Raw genomic sequence first — 16,314 nt, 5'->3', positions numbered from 1 at the left:
GGACGGGTTAATTTCATGTCATGACAGCGCATCGGCCCCGAGAACCGGGGCAGAAAGGTCCCTACAGAGACACGTCCGTTTCGATGTCTTCTGTCGCCTCTCGAAGTCCGTCGCGGCGGGCGTCTTCGGCCATCCGCTGTGAGAGGTCGTCGTCGGTGAGCAACTCGGTGAAGTCGTCACGGAATCGGTGGTTGGCCCGCGTCGACCGGATATCCGCCTCGGCGACAGGTCGGAACTCGCGAATCACGTCGACCGGCACATCGAGTTTCTCGGCGAGCGTCTCGTCGTCAGCGCCTTCGACGAGGAGTTTGTCGAATCGGTCCGCGTCGAAGGGGTACTCGCGGTCACTGTCGCGGACGAGGTGGAGGTCGAAGCGAGCAGTCCGAATCGCAGCGGGCGCGGCGTCGAGTTCGACTGCAAGGTCCTCGTCGGAGTCGCCGTCGAAGTAGCCGACGACGAGCGTGACGAGCGCATCGTCGGAGAGGTCGGTCTCGAACCCGTAGCGCTCTCGCATCGTCGTCACGAGGTCTCGGACGCGGGCACGAACCTCCTCGGGGTCGTCCACGTCGGCGAGCGACCCGCGCGACTCGGACTGCCGTTCAGTCACGGTGTCCGACCCGGTCGTCTCGATGAAGATATCGCGGAGTTCGGCAGTCTTCTCGTCCATACCCGATAAATGACACCGCCAGCGTCTTTAATCGTATTGTCGCAAGTGGCTGTGACGGCCGCGTCGACCGCGTCGACCGCCAGACTACCGGTGGCGAACCTGACGAGAGAACTCGACCGAGTGATGATGATGATGAAACTTGACCGACTGACATTCTCAGTAGACGTAACGGCGGTGAGCCAGCCGCTACGCCCCGTAAACCGGTACTTTCAATTGAGTTTACGAGACAGCGACAGTCATGGCAGCAGAACACGAATCGGTCGAACTCGTCGGCGACGAGCTCGTCGGCAACATCGCCCGCGCCGCCCTGTTCGCGGCGCTCATGGGTGCGAGCTCGTACGTCTCGTTCCCGAATCCCATCTCACCCATTCCGGTGACGATGCAGGTGCTCGTCGTCTTCCTCGCGGGCATCTTCCTCGGTCCCGTCTGGGGCGGCGTCTCGATGGGACTGTACCTCGTTGCCGGGGGACTCGGCGCGCCCGTTTTCTCGGGTGGCTCCGCCGGACTCGCCCCACTAGTTGGGCCGACGGCCGGGTACCTCTGGTCGTACCCAATCGCCGCCGCGCTCGTCGGCGCACTCGTCCACGGCGGGGTCAGTCTCGGCGATTACCGCGTGAGCACCGTCCGCCTCGTCGGCGCGATGGTCGCCGGAACGGTCGTCATCTACGCACTCGGGACGGTCGGCTTCGCGTACGTCCAGGGAGTCAGCCTCGGCACGGCCTTTGGGCTGGCCTCGGCCGCATTCATCCCCTTCGAGACGTTCAAAATCGCCGCCGCCGTCGGTATCGTCCGCTCGGACGCCATCGCGGCGAACTAGATGATTCGCGTCGAGGACCTCGTCCACCGCTACGGCGACACTGTCGCGGTCGACGGCGTCGACCTCACCATCGACGACGGAGAGTGCGTCATCCTCGCGGGGGCGAATGGGTCGGGAAAGACCACGCTTGTCCGCCACTTCAACGGACTTCTCGAACCCGACGAGGGGACCGTAGTCGTCAACGGTAGTCGCGTCTCCGAGCATCTCGTCGCCGCTCGAACCTCGGTGGCGATGGTGTTTCAGCACCCCGAAGACCAACTCGTAGCGGCAACCGTCGGTGCCGACGTGGCCTTCGGCCCGGAGAATCTCGGTCTCGACCGCGACGAAATCGACCGCCGAGTCAGTGAGTCGCTCGCCGCCGTCAACTTCGCTGGCCGCGAGGACGAGCGCGTGGACTCGCTTTCCGGCGGTGAAGTCGAACGCCTCGCAATTGCGGGGGCGCTGGCGATGCGGCCGGACCACCTCGTCTTGGACGAACCCTTCACCGGGCTGGACGAACCCGCTCGCTGGTCGGTGCTCGCGCGACTCCGCGAACTCCGCGAGGCGGGAACCAGCCTCGTCATCGTGACGCACGACCTTCGAGACGTGGCGTCGCTCGCCGACCGGGTGGTCGTCCTCTCTGGCGGTCGAATCGCCCTCGACGAGGACCCCGACTCGGCCGCAGACAAACTTCCGGACCTCGACGTTCGACCACCGTGTTGACCTACGAACCCGGCGACTCGCTCGCCCACCGACTCGACCCGCGGACGAAACTCGCGGTGCAAATGTCGTTTGCGGCCGCCGGGTTCGCACACACGACGCCTGTCGGACTCACTGTCCTCGGCGTCGTGGCTGCGGTCTGTCTCCGCGCGGCCGACACCGCCCCGTTTTCGGCCCTCTACAGCCTCCGCTATGCGATTCCGTTCCTCGCTGTCGGCCCTATCGTCGAGGCGGCCCGTCTCAGCTCCCCGTGGTTCGAACCCGCGGCGGCGGTCGACCCTGCACTCGCCAGTATCCGCGTGATGCTGGTCTTTCTCGTCGCTGCGGCATACGTTAGAACCACGCCGGTGCGCGAGTCCCGTGCCGCGATTCAGCGCCTCGTTCCCGGTCGGTTCGGCGTCGCACTCGGCGTCGGCGTCGCGCTCGTCTTTCGGTTCCTCCCGTTGGTTCGGCGTGATTTACTCCGGGTCCGAGAAGCGCAGGCGGCCCGGCTCGGCGACGAACGTCGGCTGGACGAACGGCTGTCGCTCGTCGCCGCCGGCGGGCTTCGACGGTCGTTCGCGCGGGCGGACGCCCTTGCGCTCGCGCTCCGTGCCCGGTGTTTCGCGTGGAATCCGACGCTTCCGGTGATTCGACTCGGTCGGCGCGACGTACCCGGTGTGGTGCTCGCGCTGGCTTTGCTTTCGAGTACTATCGTTTAACTGGAATTAGGCGCTAAGTCCCCTTCCTCAAGGAGCAACGCAGGGAGCGAAGCGACCGAGTAGCGCAGTAGGGAGGGGTAGTTCACCCGAACCCGAATGTCCCGGAATTCACCGACGTAGGCGCGATACGGGTGACAAGATTTAACCTCCAGTTCATTAGTGATTGATTATGGGATTTGTGGCGCAGGCGGAGGTCACACGAGAGACCTTCTGGACTATTAGCCCGGTTGGAGAGGCCCTCTTCTACGGTCTCGCCGCTATCGCCTCCCTCGTCTTCCTGTACGGGGTGTACGAGCGCGTCGTTCGGTACGCGCACGGCGAGTCGGACCCATTCGACCGACTGTCTGACCTCCCGGGGCGAATCATCCGCGCAACCAAAGTGGTGTTCTCGAACGAGAAGCAGTTCGACCGCGACCTGTACGCGGGTGTGATGCACACGTTCATCATGTGGGGCTTCCTGACGCTCCTCATCGGGACGACCATCCTCGCCATCGACATGGACATCTGGCAACGGGTGACGGGAAGTTCGTTCTTCGTCGGCGACTTCTACCTCTCGTATTCGTTCGTCATGGACCTCATGGGTCTGCTGTTCGTCGTCGGTATCGGGATGGCCCTCTGGCGGCGCTACGGCGTCAGACATCCGCGTCTGTGGGGCAAACACACCAGCTTCGAGGACGACGCGTTCATCTGGACGCTCTTTCTCCTCGGCGTCGGCGGCTACGTCATCGAAGCAATCCGCATTGTCGGTACCGAGTTCCCTGACTTCGAGACGGTGAGCTTCGTCGGCTACTTCATCGCTATCGTGTTCGATGCTGCAGGCATGAGCCAAGGCCTCGCCCAGACGCTCTACTGGTTCGGCTGGTGGTCACACGCCATCCTCGCACTGGCGTTCGTTGCAGCCGTCCCGTATGCGAAACCGCTGCACATGCTCACGTCGTTCGCGAACGTCGTCACCGCGGACGAAAAGGCTGGCCTGCGCCTGCCGAAAGTGCCCGCCGACACGCCGCCGGACGAAATCGGCTACGTCTCGGAAGACGACTTCTCGTGGAAGGCGCTTCTCGACTACGACGCCTGTACGAAATGTGGTCGCTGTGCCGACGCCTGTCCGGCGAAGGCGTCCGGCCGCAACCTCGACCCGCGTGACGTCATCCTCGACCTGAAGACCTACCGCGACTCGCTCGATGCGGGCGGTGAATCGGTCGACATCGTCGCCGACGGCGGTACCTCGGTTATCGCCGCCGAGTCGATGGAGTCGTGTATGGCCTGCATGGCCTGTATGGACTCCTGTCCGGTCGACATCGAGCACCTGACGCACTTCACCGAGATGAACCGCCGCCTCACCGAGACGGGCCAACAGCAGGAATCCGTTCAGGAGGCGATGATGAACATCTTCTCGAACGGCAACGCCTTCGGCGACCCACAGCGCAAGCGTCCCGACTGGACCGACGACCTCGACTTCGAGGTGCCCGACGCCCGCGACGAAGCCGTCGAGTTCCTCTGGTACGTCGGTGACTACCCCTCCTACGACGAGCGGAACCGCCGCGTCGCCCGCGCCATGGCCCGCATCTTCGAGGAGGCGGGCGTCTCCTACGGTATCCTCTACGAGGACGAACAGAACGACGGAAACGACGTGCGCCGCGTCGGCGAGGAGGGTCTCTACGAGATGCTCGTCGAAGACAACATCTCCGCGATGGACGACTGCGACTTCGAGAAAATCGTCTGTACGGACCCGCACTCGTACAACACGTTCAAAAACGAGTATCCGGAGATGGACGAGTCGTTCGACTACCCGGTCTTCCATTACACCCAACTGGTCGAGACACTCGTCAACGACGACCGGCTCGGTCTCTCCGGAACCGAACTCTCCGCACAGACCGTCACGTACCACGACCCGTGTCACCTCGGGCGGTACAACGGCGAGTACGAAGCGCCCCGCGAGGTCATCCGCACGACCGGCGTCGAACTCGCCGAGATGCCCCGTAACCGCGCGGACTCGTTCTGCTGTGGCGGCGGTGGCGGTGGGCTCTGGTTAGACCACGAAGAGGAGTCCAAGCCGTCCGAAGAACGCCTCCGCGAAGCGCTCCAAGACACCGAGGCTGGAAGTACAGTCGAGCGATTCGTCGTCGCCTGCCCGATGTGCGCGACGATGTACGAAGACGGTCGCAAGACCGGCGGCTACGAGGACGACCTCGACGTGGTCGATATCTCTGAACTCATTGTCGAAGCGCTCGACGAAAAGGCCGGTGTCACAAGTACGAGTGAGACGCCCGCTTCGGCCGACTAAGTAGCGTCCGAGTACGACTCCGTTTTTTCTCGCTACTTCGATTCGAGCAGTCCGTAGATACCAAACGGTGAATTTTCACACTCGGCGGTTCGAAGCGCCACGTCGTCACCGGAACAAAAAGAGGGGCCGGGCATACTCACCGCGTCGAATCGACGCAGCGAGTGCCTTTCGGAGCGTTACAGTACCCAAAGCGCGTTGCGTCGGGTGATTACTCGCGGTCGTACTCTTTCTTGAAGCCGCGGAACTCCGTGCGGTGTGCCTCCTCGTCGGCGAGGATAGTCACAGCGAGGTCTTCCGTGACGGGGTCGTTCGCCTCTTCGGCAGCGTTGATGAGCGAGCGGTAAGTCTTGATTGCGTCCTCCTCGGCCGTGAGGACGCCATCGATGACCGAGAGCACGTCTGTGCTGTCCTCCGGGGGTTGCAGGTCGTGCTGGCGCGATTCGAAGGCTGCAGACCCCGGCGGCTTTTCGTCCAGTTGCTTCAGCCGGTTTCCGAGTTGCTCGGCGTGCGTGAGTTCCTCCTGAATGTCAGTCTTGAGTGACTCCTTGATTTCTTCGGCCCGAACGCCATCGAGGACGATGGAGTTCGTCATATAGTTCATCACCGTCTCGTGCTCGTCTTGATAAGCGCGCTTTAAGAGCGCGGTCACGTCCTCGGACATGGCACCGCCGTATTGACGCCCTAACATCATATACCTGTGCGACGCGGCGAATTCGTTCGGGTACTCGATACGAATCCCGTGACGGTGGGAGACGAGTAAAACACCCGAAAAATCAATCTCAAAAGTATTTTCATACCTCTTATTCCTTCTCAGTAGGAGAAACTCGTGAGTAGAACTGAGAGGGGTGTTTCCCCAGTCGTCGCAACAGTGTTGTTGGTCGCCATCGTGCTCGTGCTCGCAACGACCGTATCAGGCTATCTCTTCGACGCTGCGGACAGATACACGGAACCGCAGGAAGCCCGTGCATTCGGTGAAACGTCCGTCGTTCTCGGTCCCGAACACCGGTCGTGGAACGGATGGAACTCCGCCGGAGGCGAAACACGAGGCGACATCGACCGCATACGAATCGCGTACACCCACGGACCCGTGTTCGAGGGCGACGACATCGGGTCGGTACTCGTCCGGTGGCGCGGCGACGACGGTAAGGGTGGACAACTCCGGTTCGTCAATCCCAATCGGTTCAGCGACGACACGGACCAGCAGTATCACGACGGAGAAGTTGGTGAGTTCTGTACCGGTGACTTCGGTGCGGGAGAGCAACTGACCATCCGAATGGTCCATAATCGATGGCAGACCGACGGGGAGACCGGCCGCGACGATGTCGGCGTCAGGTACGTCGAATCCAACTGGAACGATATCGCAGCGAGCGATGGGCCATTTTTCAGAACGAACGGACGGTACCCAGTCGAATACGACGGTGACAGACCAATGGAAGCCGGCGATACCGTCGAAATCCGGTTTTACGGCCCCGAAGACGAACTACCCATCGCAGAGATAGAGACGACTGCGAAAGTCTCCGAAGGCAGTCCACGCGAGGTTGACGGAGACGAATTCGACTGCGAGTGAGATTCGAGTCGGTAATGGATTTCATTTGAATCAGTGATGGATGTCGTTCGAGTTAGTGACGAATTGAATACACGTGAGCTTCGAGTCACATTCATATTAGCTACTTGTTACATATGAGTCAGCATCGAGTTTTATCTGAGTCAGCATCGAGTGACCGCTGCGTCGGTAACGAGTCACATCTGAACCAGTATCAGAGTACATCTGTATCGGTGACGAATCAGTTCGTGTCAGAGAAAACTCGCGGCGACTCAACCGTCAGTCTTCGAATTCGACCAGTTCGACGACGTAGCCGTCCGGGTCTTCGACAAACGCTGCACGGGCGTTTACGGCCTCGATATCGACCGGTGGATTCACGACCACTGGTGATTCGGCTTCGACGAGTTCCTCAAAGATGCGGTCCACGTCGGCGACCTCGATGGCGATGTGGTCGATGCCCGAAGGCTCGATGCGAGCGGTCGACGTAGAGTCGTACTTGAGTTGGAGTTCCATGTCGGTGTCGTCGCTCCCGAGATAGACGTTCTTGACCCCGTTGAGTTCGAACTGGTTGGTTCGTTCGAGGCCGAGTTCGGCGTAGAAGTCGAGCGTTGAGTCGAGGTCCGAGATGGCGATTGCAGTGTGAATGAGGCCCATACGGGACGCAAGCGGGCAAGTGAGATAACGTCTGGTCTCGGTGTCAAGCCTGCCGGGAGGCGTCCACGTCGATGGCGTCAACCGGGCAGATATCGACACAGAGCATGCAGTCGATACACTGGTCTTCGTTCGTCGGTTCGACTTTCAGTTCGCTCACGGGGTGGTCGGGCGTGTCGACCCACGTGAACACGTCGACCGGGCAGTTTTCGAGGCACGCGCCGTCGGCGAGACAGATGTCGTAGTCGACGGCGACGTGCGTTCCGTGGATACCCAGTTTCTCCGGCGGTTCGACGGGTCCCCAGACGGCGACGCCATCTTCTTCACCGACTCGCTCTCTGTTCTGGTCGAAGTTCGGATCGATAGCCATTTGCGGAGCGTTGGCTGTGAAGCGTACTAAAACGTCCGCATCGGGTACAAAAAATCGGAGACGGCTCAGGGGGAGTTGGGAACCGAATCAGCGCCGGGCCGCGAGGAGCGCCGCGCCCGCGAGGGCCACGACAGCGATGGATGCTCCGAATCCGGGGATACCGGTGTCGGTGGACTTCGCGGTGCTGTTCGTGGTCCCGTTTGCGGTCGGCGAGGCGTTCGCGTCGGCGTCGGTTGCGGGCTGGTCGGTCGCTATCTGCTTTTCCGTGACGGCGAGCACGCCGACGTTGACAGTCTCGTTCGAGTCAGAGAGTCTGAGGTCGTACTCGTGGGGTGTCTCGATGTCGGTCGTCGATTCGTTCCACGAGATGCTCTCGATTCGGTCACCGTTGGAGACGGAAATGTACTCCTCCGGCGATTCGTCGGTTGCGGTCAGGTCAATCGAGACGTTTGTCTTGTAGTCGCCATTGCCGTCAGCGAGTTCGACGGACGTGTTGTAGCCCGTCTCTACCGATTCAATGGTGAGCGTCGCGGTTCCGTTGGAGCCGAACACGACCGGAATTTGCGCGGTATCTTCGACGCCGGGAGTCACCGTGACAACGCTGTGTTCGAAGTCAGGGTCTTCGGGCGGCGTCGGTACCGGCGTCTCTGAAATCGGGTCGGTCGGTGTCTCTGAAATCGGGTCGGTCACCGAGTCGTTATCTTTGATGGAAAGTACCGCCGTGTCGTTCGGGTCGTCCATCGACCCGACTCGCAGGTCGTAACTGCCCGGGTCGAGCAGGTTGGAGAGCAAACGGGAAGACTGCGTTAGATTCGTCACCGAGTCGTCGCCAGCGGCACTGAGGTACGACGATGGGTCAGTTTGAGCCGCAGTCGTGGTATTCAGTTCGAGTGTGACTTCGCCGTCGCCGTTCTCGTCGACGGCCGTCGCGTGTACGAGAAAGCCTTGGTCTTGGTTGCCGATGTGAACGGTCGTCGTGTCGTTAGCGTCACCCGACGCTTCGACCGTGATAGCTATTACTTCACCTTGCTCGCCGGTGAACTCGTTGTCCGCAAACTCGTAGTGGCCTGAGGCGGCCGCCGCGGGAGTGGCCGCGGACACCAAGAGCGCCACCACGAGGAACGTCGTCGTCAACAGTTCAAACCGTTTGGAGGGGAACATCTGATTCCACTTTCTCGACCACGACTAAATTAATTACTAAATTGTCATTTCCAACTAACAGTCGAGACTAGCAGGTAGGAGTACAGAGAACACGACGCAAAAAGATGGAAATCGAGTCGAGGGTAGCTACCGGCCTTATTCGCGGACTGCGACGAACGCCACCGCAACGAGTGCGATGACTGCGAGAGCGGCGCCGAACCCGGGGATGCCGGTGTCGGTGGACTGCTCGGTCGTCGCGTCGGTTGCCGACTCGTTGGTTTCAGACTCGGTCGTGGACGCGTTGGTCGTCTCCTCCGTGGCTTCGGTCGTCGTCTCCGTAGCCTCGGTCGTGGTCGTCGCCGTCGTCGTGGTCGTTTCGTTCTCCTCGATGACGAGCGTCGCCGTGTCGGTCGAGTTGTTCATCGAACCGAGGGTCAGCGGGTACTCGCCAGCGTCGAGCGGTTCGGAGAGGTTCTCCGTAGCCTGCGTCGCGTTCGTCACCGAGTCGTTACCGGTGGCGGTGAGGTACGACGAAGCGTTGGCCTGACCCGCAGTGGACGTGTTCAGTTCGACGGTGACGTTGCCGTCGCGGTTCTCGTCAACGACCGTCGCGTTGACGAGGAAGCCCTGTTCTTCGCCCCCGATGTGGAGGTCGAAGGTGTTGTTGTCGCCAGCCAGTGCTTCGGATGTGTTGTTCACGCCGTCCGCTGCCTCGAACGTGATAGAGACTACATCGCCTTGGTCGACAGTGGAGGTGTCATCCGCGAATTCGTAGTGGGCCGAAGCGGCCGCCGCGGGTGCCACGGCGGACGCCAGAAGCGCCACTGCGAGGAACGTTGCCGTCAGCAATTCAAATCGGTTGGAGATACGCATTCAGCGCTACTTTCTCAACCACAAATAAGTTATTTACTAAGTAGTCATGTCAAACTAGAATTGATATTGATGATAAATAACATCATGATATTGATAGTATGATATCCAATAACATAGAACCGACAGTAGCGATAACTAACAGCGTCGTTCGCTCGTGCGCACCGAATCTTTGCGAGAAGTAACTCAGACTACCTGACGGACGTGCGTGGAAAAAGACACAAAGAGAAAACGACAGGTTACGCCTGCGCCGCCTCAATGTGGTCGATGACGTGCGATATGTGATGCTGGTCCCGAGATGGTGCCTGTTCGCGGTATGCGCGAAGGGCACCTACGAGATAGTCGAGTTCGGCACTGTTGAAGTCTTCATCACCAGCTTCGACCCGCGCGAGCAGGCTCGGGGCTGGCGTCGGCTCTTCGTCTGCATCGACCGCCCGCTCGATTGCTGCGAGCAGAGCGGCATGGACGACCCACGACTCTTCACGAGAGAGGTCGAGTGTCGCCGGACGGTCCTTAGCCGAGGTGGTCATTGTGGGGTGCCTCTATCGTAATCTATGAGCGAGGAGATATAAATGTATGTGTACTGTTGTCACAGTACACGCACAACTCCGAAAGCGACGAGGTCCCCCACTCCAGGTCCCGAAGCTTACTCGAATGCTTCGATTCCCGTCAGGTCGGCACCGATGACAAGCGTGTGGATGTCATCGGTCCCTTCGTAGGTGTAGACCGTCTCGATGTTCTCCATGTGACGCATCGGCGAGTAGTCGGTCGTGATGCCGTTTCCGCCGAGCACCTCGCGGGCCGTTCGCGTCACGTCACGGGCGACGCGGACGTTGTGGCGCTTCGCCATCGACACGTGCTGGTGGCGCAGGTCGCCGCGTTGTTTGAGTTCGGCGAGTCGGTGAGCCTGCAGTTGCGCGTTCGTGATTTGAGTCGCCATCTCGGCGAGTTTGCCCTGCTGGAGTTGGAACCGAGCAATCGGGCCACCGAACTGGTCGCGGTCTTTCGCGTACTGGAGTGCATCCTCGAATGCGTCGCGGGCCGCGCCGACGACGCCCCACGCGATGCCGAACCGCGCCTGCGTGAGACACGAAAGCGGTCCTTTCATGCCCTCGACGCCCGGCAGCACGTTCTCCTCGGGGACTCGAACGTCGTCGAGACCGATTTCGCCCGTGACCGACGCGCGCATGGAGAGTTTGTCCTCTATCTTGTTCGTCGTCACGCCGTCGCGGTCGGTTTCGACGAGGAAGCCGCGGACCGGCGACCCGTCTGCGGACACGTCTCGCGCCCAGACGACGGCCACATCGGCGATGGGAGAGTTCGTAATCCACGTTTTCGACCCGTTGAGCACGTAGCCGTCGGCGTCCTTCTCGGCAGTCGTCTCCATTCCCGATGGGTTCGAGCCGTGTTGCGGTTCAGTCAGTCCGAAACAACCGACTGCCTCACCCGACCCGAGCGCGGGAAGCCACTCGTCTTTCTGGGCTTCCGACCCGAAGGCGTGAATCGGGTAGATGACGAGCGACCCCTGCACACTCGCCATCGAACGAAGCCCCGAGTCGCCCGCTTCGAGTTCTTGCATCAGGAGTCCGTAAGCACGTTCGCCGAGTCCGGGAAGCCCGTAGCCGTCGAGGTTAGGCGCATAAAACCCAAGCTCGCCCATCTTCGGAATGAGGTCCATCGGGAACGTTCCCTGCTCGAAGTGGTCGCCGATATCGGGTTTCACCTGCTCTTCGACGAATCGTCGTGCTTCGTCGCGGACGAGTTTTTCTTCGCCGGTCAGGTCCGACTCTAATTCCAGATAATCGAGCATGATAGTCCCTGCGTCTGGGGTGGTGAAAAGCGATTCGCTCACACGCGACACAGAGATGTTACAAGCAGTTGCGACGGACGATATTTAGTAGTTTTCCCTACATGAATAGGAGTAGAAGAAAGACAACGACGCGGCGACTTCGAGCGTTCGAATTCGAGTGACTTAGGCCGCAGATTCGACCGTCTCCGTCCTCACGCGGTCGACGTAGGCGACGAAGTTATCGAACAGACGCTTTGCTTCGCAGGCAGCATCGTAGTTTTCGGGAGTAATGTCGTCGAGGACGGACTGGATTTGCTCGTCGGGCAGGAAGTCCTTCTCTCGCGCAATCGCTTCCGCAGTCTCCGTGTCGTACTCGGGGTGGAACTGGACGCCGAAGGCGTGGTCCCGGCGGAAGGCATGAACGCCGAATCCGTTCTCCGCGAGGAGTTCCGCACCCGGCGGCAGTTCGCTCACGTAGTCACCGTGGGACGTGAACACGGTGAATTGCCCGCTGATGCCAGCGAGGAGGTCGTCCGCGTCGTCGTTGGTCGTCCGCTCGACGTCGCTGTAGCCGAGTTCGTAGTCGTCCATATCTTCGACAGTCCCACCGAGCGCCGCGGCGACGACCTGATGGCCGAAACAGACCCCGAGAATGGGGAGTCCTCGTTCGTCAGCCTCGGCGACCCACGACACGAGGTTCTGAATCCACTCGTCGTCCCAGTAGGCCGACGACGACGACCCGGTGATGACGATGCCATCGTAGTCGAAGTGGTCGGGAAGGTGTCCAGCGGTGGCGTCGAACTCGACGAGGTCGGCGTCCAGTTCGCGCCTGAAGTTTCGTGGTGTGTTCTCGTCGGCGTGTGACGCGTCCAAGAACGCAAAGCGCGGTCGATTCATCGTGGTGGAGACAGATGGCGAGAGAGCAAAGAAGTTGCGCCCGAGACCGCTTCTGCCGCCGCCTGCGACGGCAGGGGTAGCTACCGGACAGGCCATCGAATGTTCACTTCCACATAAGGACTGTTGTAACTATTTACCGGTGACCATCGTCCCGGTGCTGGCGACACCGGTAAGAGACTACAACAGTCCTTATCAGTCGTCGAGCGATTCGAGAAAGCCGACGATGGCGTCGTTGACGACACGAGACTGCTCGACGGTGACGAGGTGCCGCGCTCCCTCGAACGACTCGAATTCCCCGCGCGGCAGGTCGTTCGCAAGGGCGCGTCCGCCATCGACCGGCCAGACCGGGTCGTCGTCGCCGTGGATGACGAGCGTCGGGACCGTCACCTCGTAGAGCGGATCTGCATCGTACTCGGCGATTGCGGCAGTCTGTGCCGCCCACGCGTCAGGGTCTGCGTCTTCCATGCCGCGCCACTCGACGATTTGGTCGACAACATCGGGTTGTTCCGTTCGGAACTCGTCGGAGAGCGCTGGCGTGAGTGACTCGCGAAGCGCATGCGGGTCGTCCGGCGCACCGTAGAGCGGTTCGGGGTCGATATCGGTTCCTGAGGCCGCAGTACCGACGAGGACGAGACCCCGAACGCGGGAGGTCGTTCGGGCAGCCTCAAGCGCGACCAGACCGCCCAGACCGAACCCGACGAGATGGGCTTTTCGGATGTTGGCGTCCGCGAGGACGGCCACAAGGTCGGAAACGAGCGTTTCGACCGAGTACGGGCCGGAAGGCGCATCCGACTGACCAGACCCGCGAAGGTCCATCACCACGCTTTCGAACGGACCGGCGACCGCGGCGTGTTGCCAGCCCCACTGCCACGCGCCGTATCCCGCGTCGCCGACGAAGACGACCGGTTCGCTCTCGCCGTCCGAATCGTAATAGAGTTCGACGCCATCGGAGACTGCTGTCGGCATACCTGTCGGTCGTCGGGCGAGCGACTTAGGGCGTCCGTCTCGTCAGGAGGCGAGTCAAACGGGGGAATAGAGAGAAGAAAGATTCGTGGTGCCGCCAGTTCAGCCGGTTTAGGCGTTCAGCACGGTCCGCAGTACGTCGGGAGCCTCGTCGAGCACGTCGTCAAGTGCGTCCACGTTGGGACCGCCGCCCTGCGCGAAGTCGGCCGGGCCGCCACCGCCGCCGCCGACCTTGCTGGCGAGTTCGCCGACGACCTGTCCGGCGTTGATGCCGACGCCGTCGGGGACGCCGACGACGAACTGGGCGCTGCCACCGGCGGCGGAGCCGAGCACAGCGACTGTGCCCTCTTCGACCAGCGCATTTGCGGTTGCGCGGAGTTCGTCCGCGTCACTGTCGAGTCGCTGAATCACGGCGGGCGTGCCCTCGATATCGATTTCGTCAGCACCCGCGGCGGCGCGCGCCTCGGCGAGTTCCGTCTTCAGGCGGTCGATGGTCTTGCCGCGTTCTTTCCACTCGGTAAAGAAGCGCTCGGCCGTCTCGGGCACGTCCGAGGGGTTCACGTCGAGGACTTCGCCGGCCTCGTAGAGCGCGTCTTCGGTGCGCTGGGTGGCCTCGATAGCCGCGTTGCCGGCGGCAAACACGACACGCTCGACGCCGTCTTGGACTGGCTCAGTCGTCAGCACTTTGATTGCGCCGATGTCGCCGGTTCGCTTGACGTGGGTGCCACCGCAGGCCTGCACGTCGCTGCCGACGTGGATAAGGCGAATCTTTTCGCCCGGCGGAATCCCTCCCTGATAGAGGTCGAAGCCGTGTTTCTTCTCGGCGTCGCGGCGGTCCGGCCACTCCTGTTTGACCGGGATGTTTCGCATCACGAGTTCGTTGGCGACGCGCTCGATTTGCTTGACCTCCTCACGGGTGATGCGCTCGTAGTGCGTCACGTCGAGGCGAGAGCGGTCGACGCCCTTCGAGGCACCGGCCTGCCGAATGTGGTCGCCGAGGACCGTGCGGATAGCGTGGCCGATGACGTGTGTCGCCGTGTGGTGTCGCATGAGACGGCGACGACGCTCTACGTCGAGTTGACCGCGGACGAATTCGCCCTTTCCGGGGTCGTCGTCGGTATGGTGGAGGACGACGTCACCCTCGATTTGCACGTCGGTCACTTCGACCGTCGTGTCGTCGGTTGCGAGCGTCCCGTGGTCGGCGGGTTGGCCGCCGCCTTCGGGGTAGAACATCGTCTGGTCGAGGACCACGTCGTAGCCCTCCTCGCGCTCGAACACGTCGAGGACGACCGCTTCGAACTCGGTTCGCTCCTGGTCGTCGTAGTAGAGTTTGTCCGTCGCAGGCAGGTCGCCGAGGCGCTCGTCGTGGCCCTCCGCGGCGGTTTCGGCGTCGACCTGCTCGTGTCGGTCGGCGACGAGCGAGTAGAAGTCGTCGGGGATGTCGACTGTCGCGCCGCGCTCCTCGGCAATCTCCTGCACCATGTCGGGTTGGATGCCGTGGGAGTCGTACAGTTCGATGAGTTCGGAGACCGGGATGGGTTCGCCCGTCTCGGCGTAGTCGTCGGCGAGTTGCTGGACCTTCCGAGAGCCGCGTTCGAGCGTCTTGCGGTACTTCCGCTCTTCACTGCGGACGATGTCGCGGATGGTGTCGCGGTTCTGGTAGTCCAACCGCTCGGCCTGCATGTCCACGAGTTCGTCGAGTGGCGCGTCCACGCCGAGGTTGTCGACGAGGCGCTTGGTGCGGCGGAGCACCATGCGAGCGAGGTAGCCCGTCCCGACGTTCGAGGGGACAATACCGTCGCCGAACATGTACGCGAGGGTACGGCAGTGGTCGGCGATGGCGTAGATGTCTTCGAGCGGGCGGAGCAGCGAGGTGAGTCTCTGAGTGTCGACACCGAGTTCGTCGGCGACTTCGGCGCGGGCGGTTGCGAGGTCGTCGATTTCGTCGATGTCGAGGTGGCCCGAGAGCTTTGCCGCGCGGTGGATGAGTTCCTCTTCGTCGTCGGTGTGTTCGATGCCGACGTTCTCCTTGAGGAAGTCGATCATGTCGGGGTAGACGGCCTCGTAGACCGTCGGGGTCCCCTGCGACACCCACGTCCACCGTTCGAGTCCGTAGCCGGTGTCGACGATGTAGGTGTCCATCGGCGAGTAGGAGTTGCCGTCCTTGAGTTCGTACTCGCCGTCGGGGTCCTGCTTCATCGACATGAAGACGAGGGTCGCGAGTTCCGCGCCGCGGTAGAGTACCTCGAAGGCGGGACCGGCGTTGCCGCCGCCGACCCACGGGTCTTCGATGTAGGTGATTTCGGAGATGTCAGCGCCGAGTGACTCGAAGAACTCGTCACAGAGTCGGACCGTCTCGTCCTTCCAGTAGACTTCGCCCTCGTAGGCGTACTTGTCGCCCGCCTCCTCGCGGGCGTTGAAGGCGTGGTGCGCCATCATCTCGAAGGCCATCGTGTGACGACCGGTCTTGCCCACGTTGTCGATGTCCTGCATGCGGATACAGGGCTGCGAGATGGTGAGCGGATTCGCCGGCGGCGGCGTCTCGCCGGACGTGACGAGCGGCTGGAAGTCGTAGATAGATGCCTGCGTCAAGAGCACGTCGTCGCGCCAGCGGTTCGCAGCGACCGGATACGGTTCGATACGCTCGTGGTCGTGTTCCTCGAAAAACGAGAGGAACTTCTCGCGCATCTCCTCCAGCGTGTACTCCTCGTCGAATCCGGGGTTGTCGATGAAGGTGTAGTCATCCGCCGGCGGTTCGCCGCAGGTCTCTCGGTCAGGGTCACGTGTCCAGAAGTGTACGCCCGTCACGGGGCACTGCTTCCGGTAGAAGCCCTCCTCCTCGAAATAGTCGAGGCGGTACTCCGATTCGAGTTCGCTCATTGCCAAACTCTGGTCTACCGTTGGGTAAAACAGTTCCGGGAAA

Annotated in this window: 16 protein-coding genes; 5 read left to right on the top strand and 11 right to left on the bottom strand. The window is 61.7% G+C overall.

Annotated features, from left to right (window positions below):
* Positions 1-61: 61 nt before the first annotated feature.
* Positions 62-667, bottom strand: a complete 606-nt coding sequence (locus tag HFX_RS01105; protein WP_004058381.1) for a hypothetical protein — start codon at positions 665-667, stop codon at positions 62-64.
* A 238-nt stretch (positions 668-905) separates the two neighbouring features.
* Between HFX_RS01105 and HFX_RS01100 the strand changes: the two genes are divergently transcribed.
* The 4 genes from HFX_RS01100 (at position 906) to HFX_RS01085 (ending at position 5,168) form a co-directional block, all read left to right on the top strand.
* A complete protein-coding gene (locus HFX_RS01100; RefSeq protein WP_004058383.1) occupies positions 906-1,484 on the top strand; it encodes a biotin transporter BioY in 579 nt (192 codons plus the stop codon).
* The gene (locus HFX_RS01095; RefSeq protein WP_004058386.1) at positions 1,485-2,186 is read left to right on the top strand and encodes an energy-coupling factor ABC transporter ATP-binding protein; all 702 of its coding nucleotides are present in this window, start codon (positions 1,485-1,487) and stop codon (positions 2,184-2,186) included. It begins immediately after the preceding gene.
* The gene (locus tag HFX_RS01090; protein ID WP_004058387.1) at positions 2,180-2,884 is read left to right on the top strand and encodes an energy-coupling factor transporter transmembrane component T family protein; all 705 of its coding nucleotides are present in this window, start codon (positions 2,180-2,182) and stop codon (positions 2,882-2,884) included. The genes HFX_RS01095 and HFX_RS01090 overlap by 7 nt, the downstream gene beginning before the upstream one ends.
* Before the next feature lie 169 nt (positions 2,885-3,053).
* Entirely contained in the window at positions 3,054-5,168 is a 2,115-nt protein-coding gene (locus HFX_RS01085) for a heterodisulfide reductase-related iron-sulfur binding cluster (RefSeq protein ID WP_004058388.1), read from the top strand.
* 208 nt (positions 5,169-5,376) lie between these two features.
* Here the strand turns inward: HFX_RS01085 and HFX_RS01080 are convergent, their stop codons facing one another.
* The gene (locus HFX_RS01080) at positions 5,377-5,829 is read right to left on the bottom strand and encodes a ferritin-like domain-containing protein (RefSeq protein ID WP_004058389.1); all 453 of its coding nucleotides are present in this window, start codon (positions 5,827-5,829) and stop codon (positions 5,377-5,379) included.
* Positions 5,830-5,994: 165 nt separating this feature from the next.
* Between HFX_RS01080 and HFX_RS01075 the strand changes: the two genes are divergently transcribed.
* Positions 5,995-6,735, top strand: coding sequence for an archaellin/type IV pilin N-terminal domain-containing protein (locus tag HFX_RS01075; RefSeq protein WP_049917450.1), 741 nt, complete (start codon positions 5,995-5,997; stop codon positions 6,733-6,735).
* Between the two features lie 255 nt (positions 6,736-6,990).
* Here the strand turns inward: HFX_RS01075 and HFX_RS01070 are convergent, their stop codons facing one another.
* From HFX_RS01070 to alaS, 9 genes are all read right to left on the bottom strand, one after another.
* Complete coding sequence (locus HFX_RS01070) at positions 6,991-7,365, bottom strand: VOC family protein (protein ID WP_004058392.1); 375 nt, start codon at positions 7,363-7,365, stop codon at positions 6,991-6,993.
* 43 nt (positions 7,366-7,408) lie between these two features.
* Positions 7,409-7,732 carry a 4Fe-4S dicluster domain-containing protein gene (locus HFX_RS01065; RefSeq protein WP_004058394.1) on the bottom strand — a complete coding sequence of 108 codons (324 nt, stop codon included), beginning with the start codon at positions 7,730-7,732 and terminating at the stop codon, positions 7,409-7,411.
* Positions 7,733-7,819: 87 nt separating this feature from the next.
* The gene (locus HFX_RS01060) at positions 7,820-8,893 is read right to left on the bottom strand and encodes a DUF7827 domain-containing protein (protein WP_004058397.1); all 1,074 of its coding nucleotides are present in this window, start codon (positions 8,891-8,893) and stop codon (positions 7,820-7,822) included.
* A 135-nt stretch (positions 8,894-9,028) separates the two neighbouring features.
* Entirely contained in the window at positions 9,029-9,745 is a 717-nt protein-coding gene (locus HFX_RS01055) for a DUF7827 domain-containing protein (RefSeq protein ID WP_004058399.1), read from the bottom strand.
* 236 nt (positions 9,746-9,981) lie between these two features.
* The gene (locus HFX_RS01050) at positions 9,982-10,272 is read right to left on the bottom strand and encodes a DUF7853 family protein (RefSeq protein ID WP_004058401.1); all 291 of its coding nucleotides are present in this window, start codon (positions 10,270-10,272) and stop codon (positions 9,982-9,984) included.
* A gap of 116 nt (positions 10,273-10,388) precedes the next feature.
* Entirely contained in the window at positions 10,389-11,552 is a 1,164-nt protein-coding gene (locus HFX_RS01045; RefSeq protein WP_004058403.1) for an acyl-CoA dehydrogenase family protein, read from the bottom strand.
* A 162-nt stretch (positions 11,553-11,714) separates the two neighbouring features.
* Positions 11,715-12,428, bottom strand: a complete 714-nt coding sequence (locus HFX_RS01040; RefSeq protein ID WP_004058404.1) for a type 1 glutamine amidotransferase — start codon at positions 12,426-12,428, stop codon at positions 11,715-11,717.
* A gap of 192 nt (positions 12,429-12,620) precedes the next feature.
* Positions 12,621-13,394 carry an alpha/beta fold hydrolase gene (locus tag HFX_RS01035; protein WP_004058406.1) on the bottom strand — a complete coding sequence of 258 codons (774 nt, stop codon included), beginning with the start codon at positions 13,392-13,394 and terminating at the stop codon, positions 12,621-12,623.
* A gap of 108 nt (positions 13,395-13,502) precedes the next feature.
* Positions 13,503-16,271 (bottom strand): alanine--tRNA ligase, encoded by a 2,769-nt coding sequence (gene alaS, locus HFX_RS01030; protein WP_004058408.1) that lies wholly within the window; start codon positions 16,269-16,271, stop codon positions 13,503-13,505.
* Between the last annotated feature and the right edge of the window lie 43 nt (positions 16,272-16,314).

It is taken from the genome of Haloferax mediterranei ATCC 33500 (assembly GCF_000306765.2).
In the GTDB taxonomy this organism is placed as follows: Archaea; Halobacteriota; Halobacteria; order Halobacteriales; family Haloferacaceae; genus Haloferax; species Haloferax mediterranei.
Note: the sequence above shows the minus strand (reverse complement) of the source record. Positions and strands in the feature narration are given on the sequence as shown.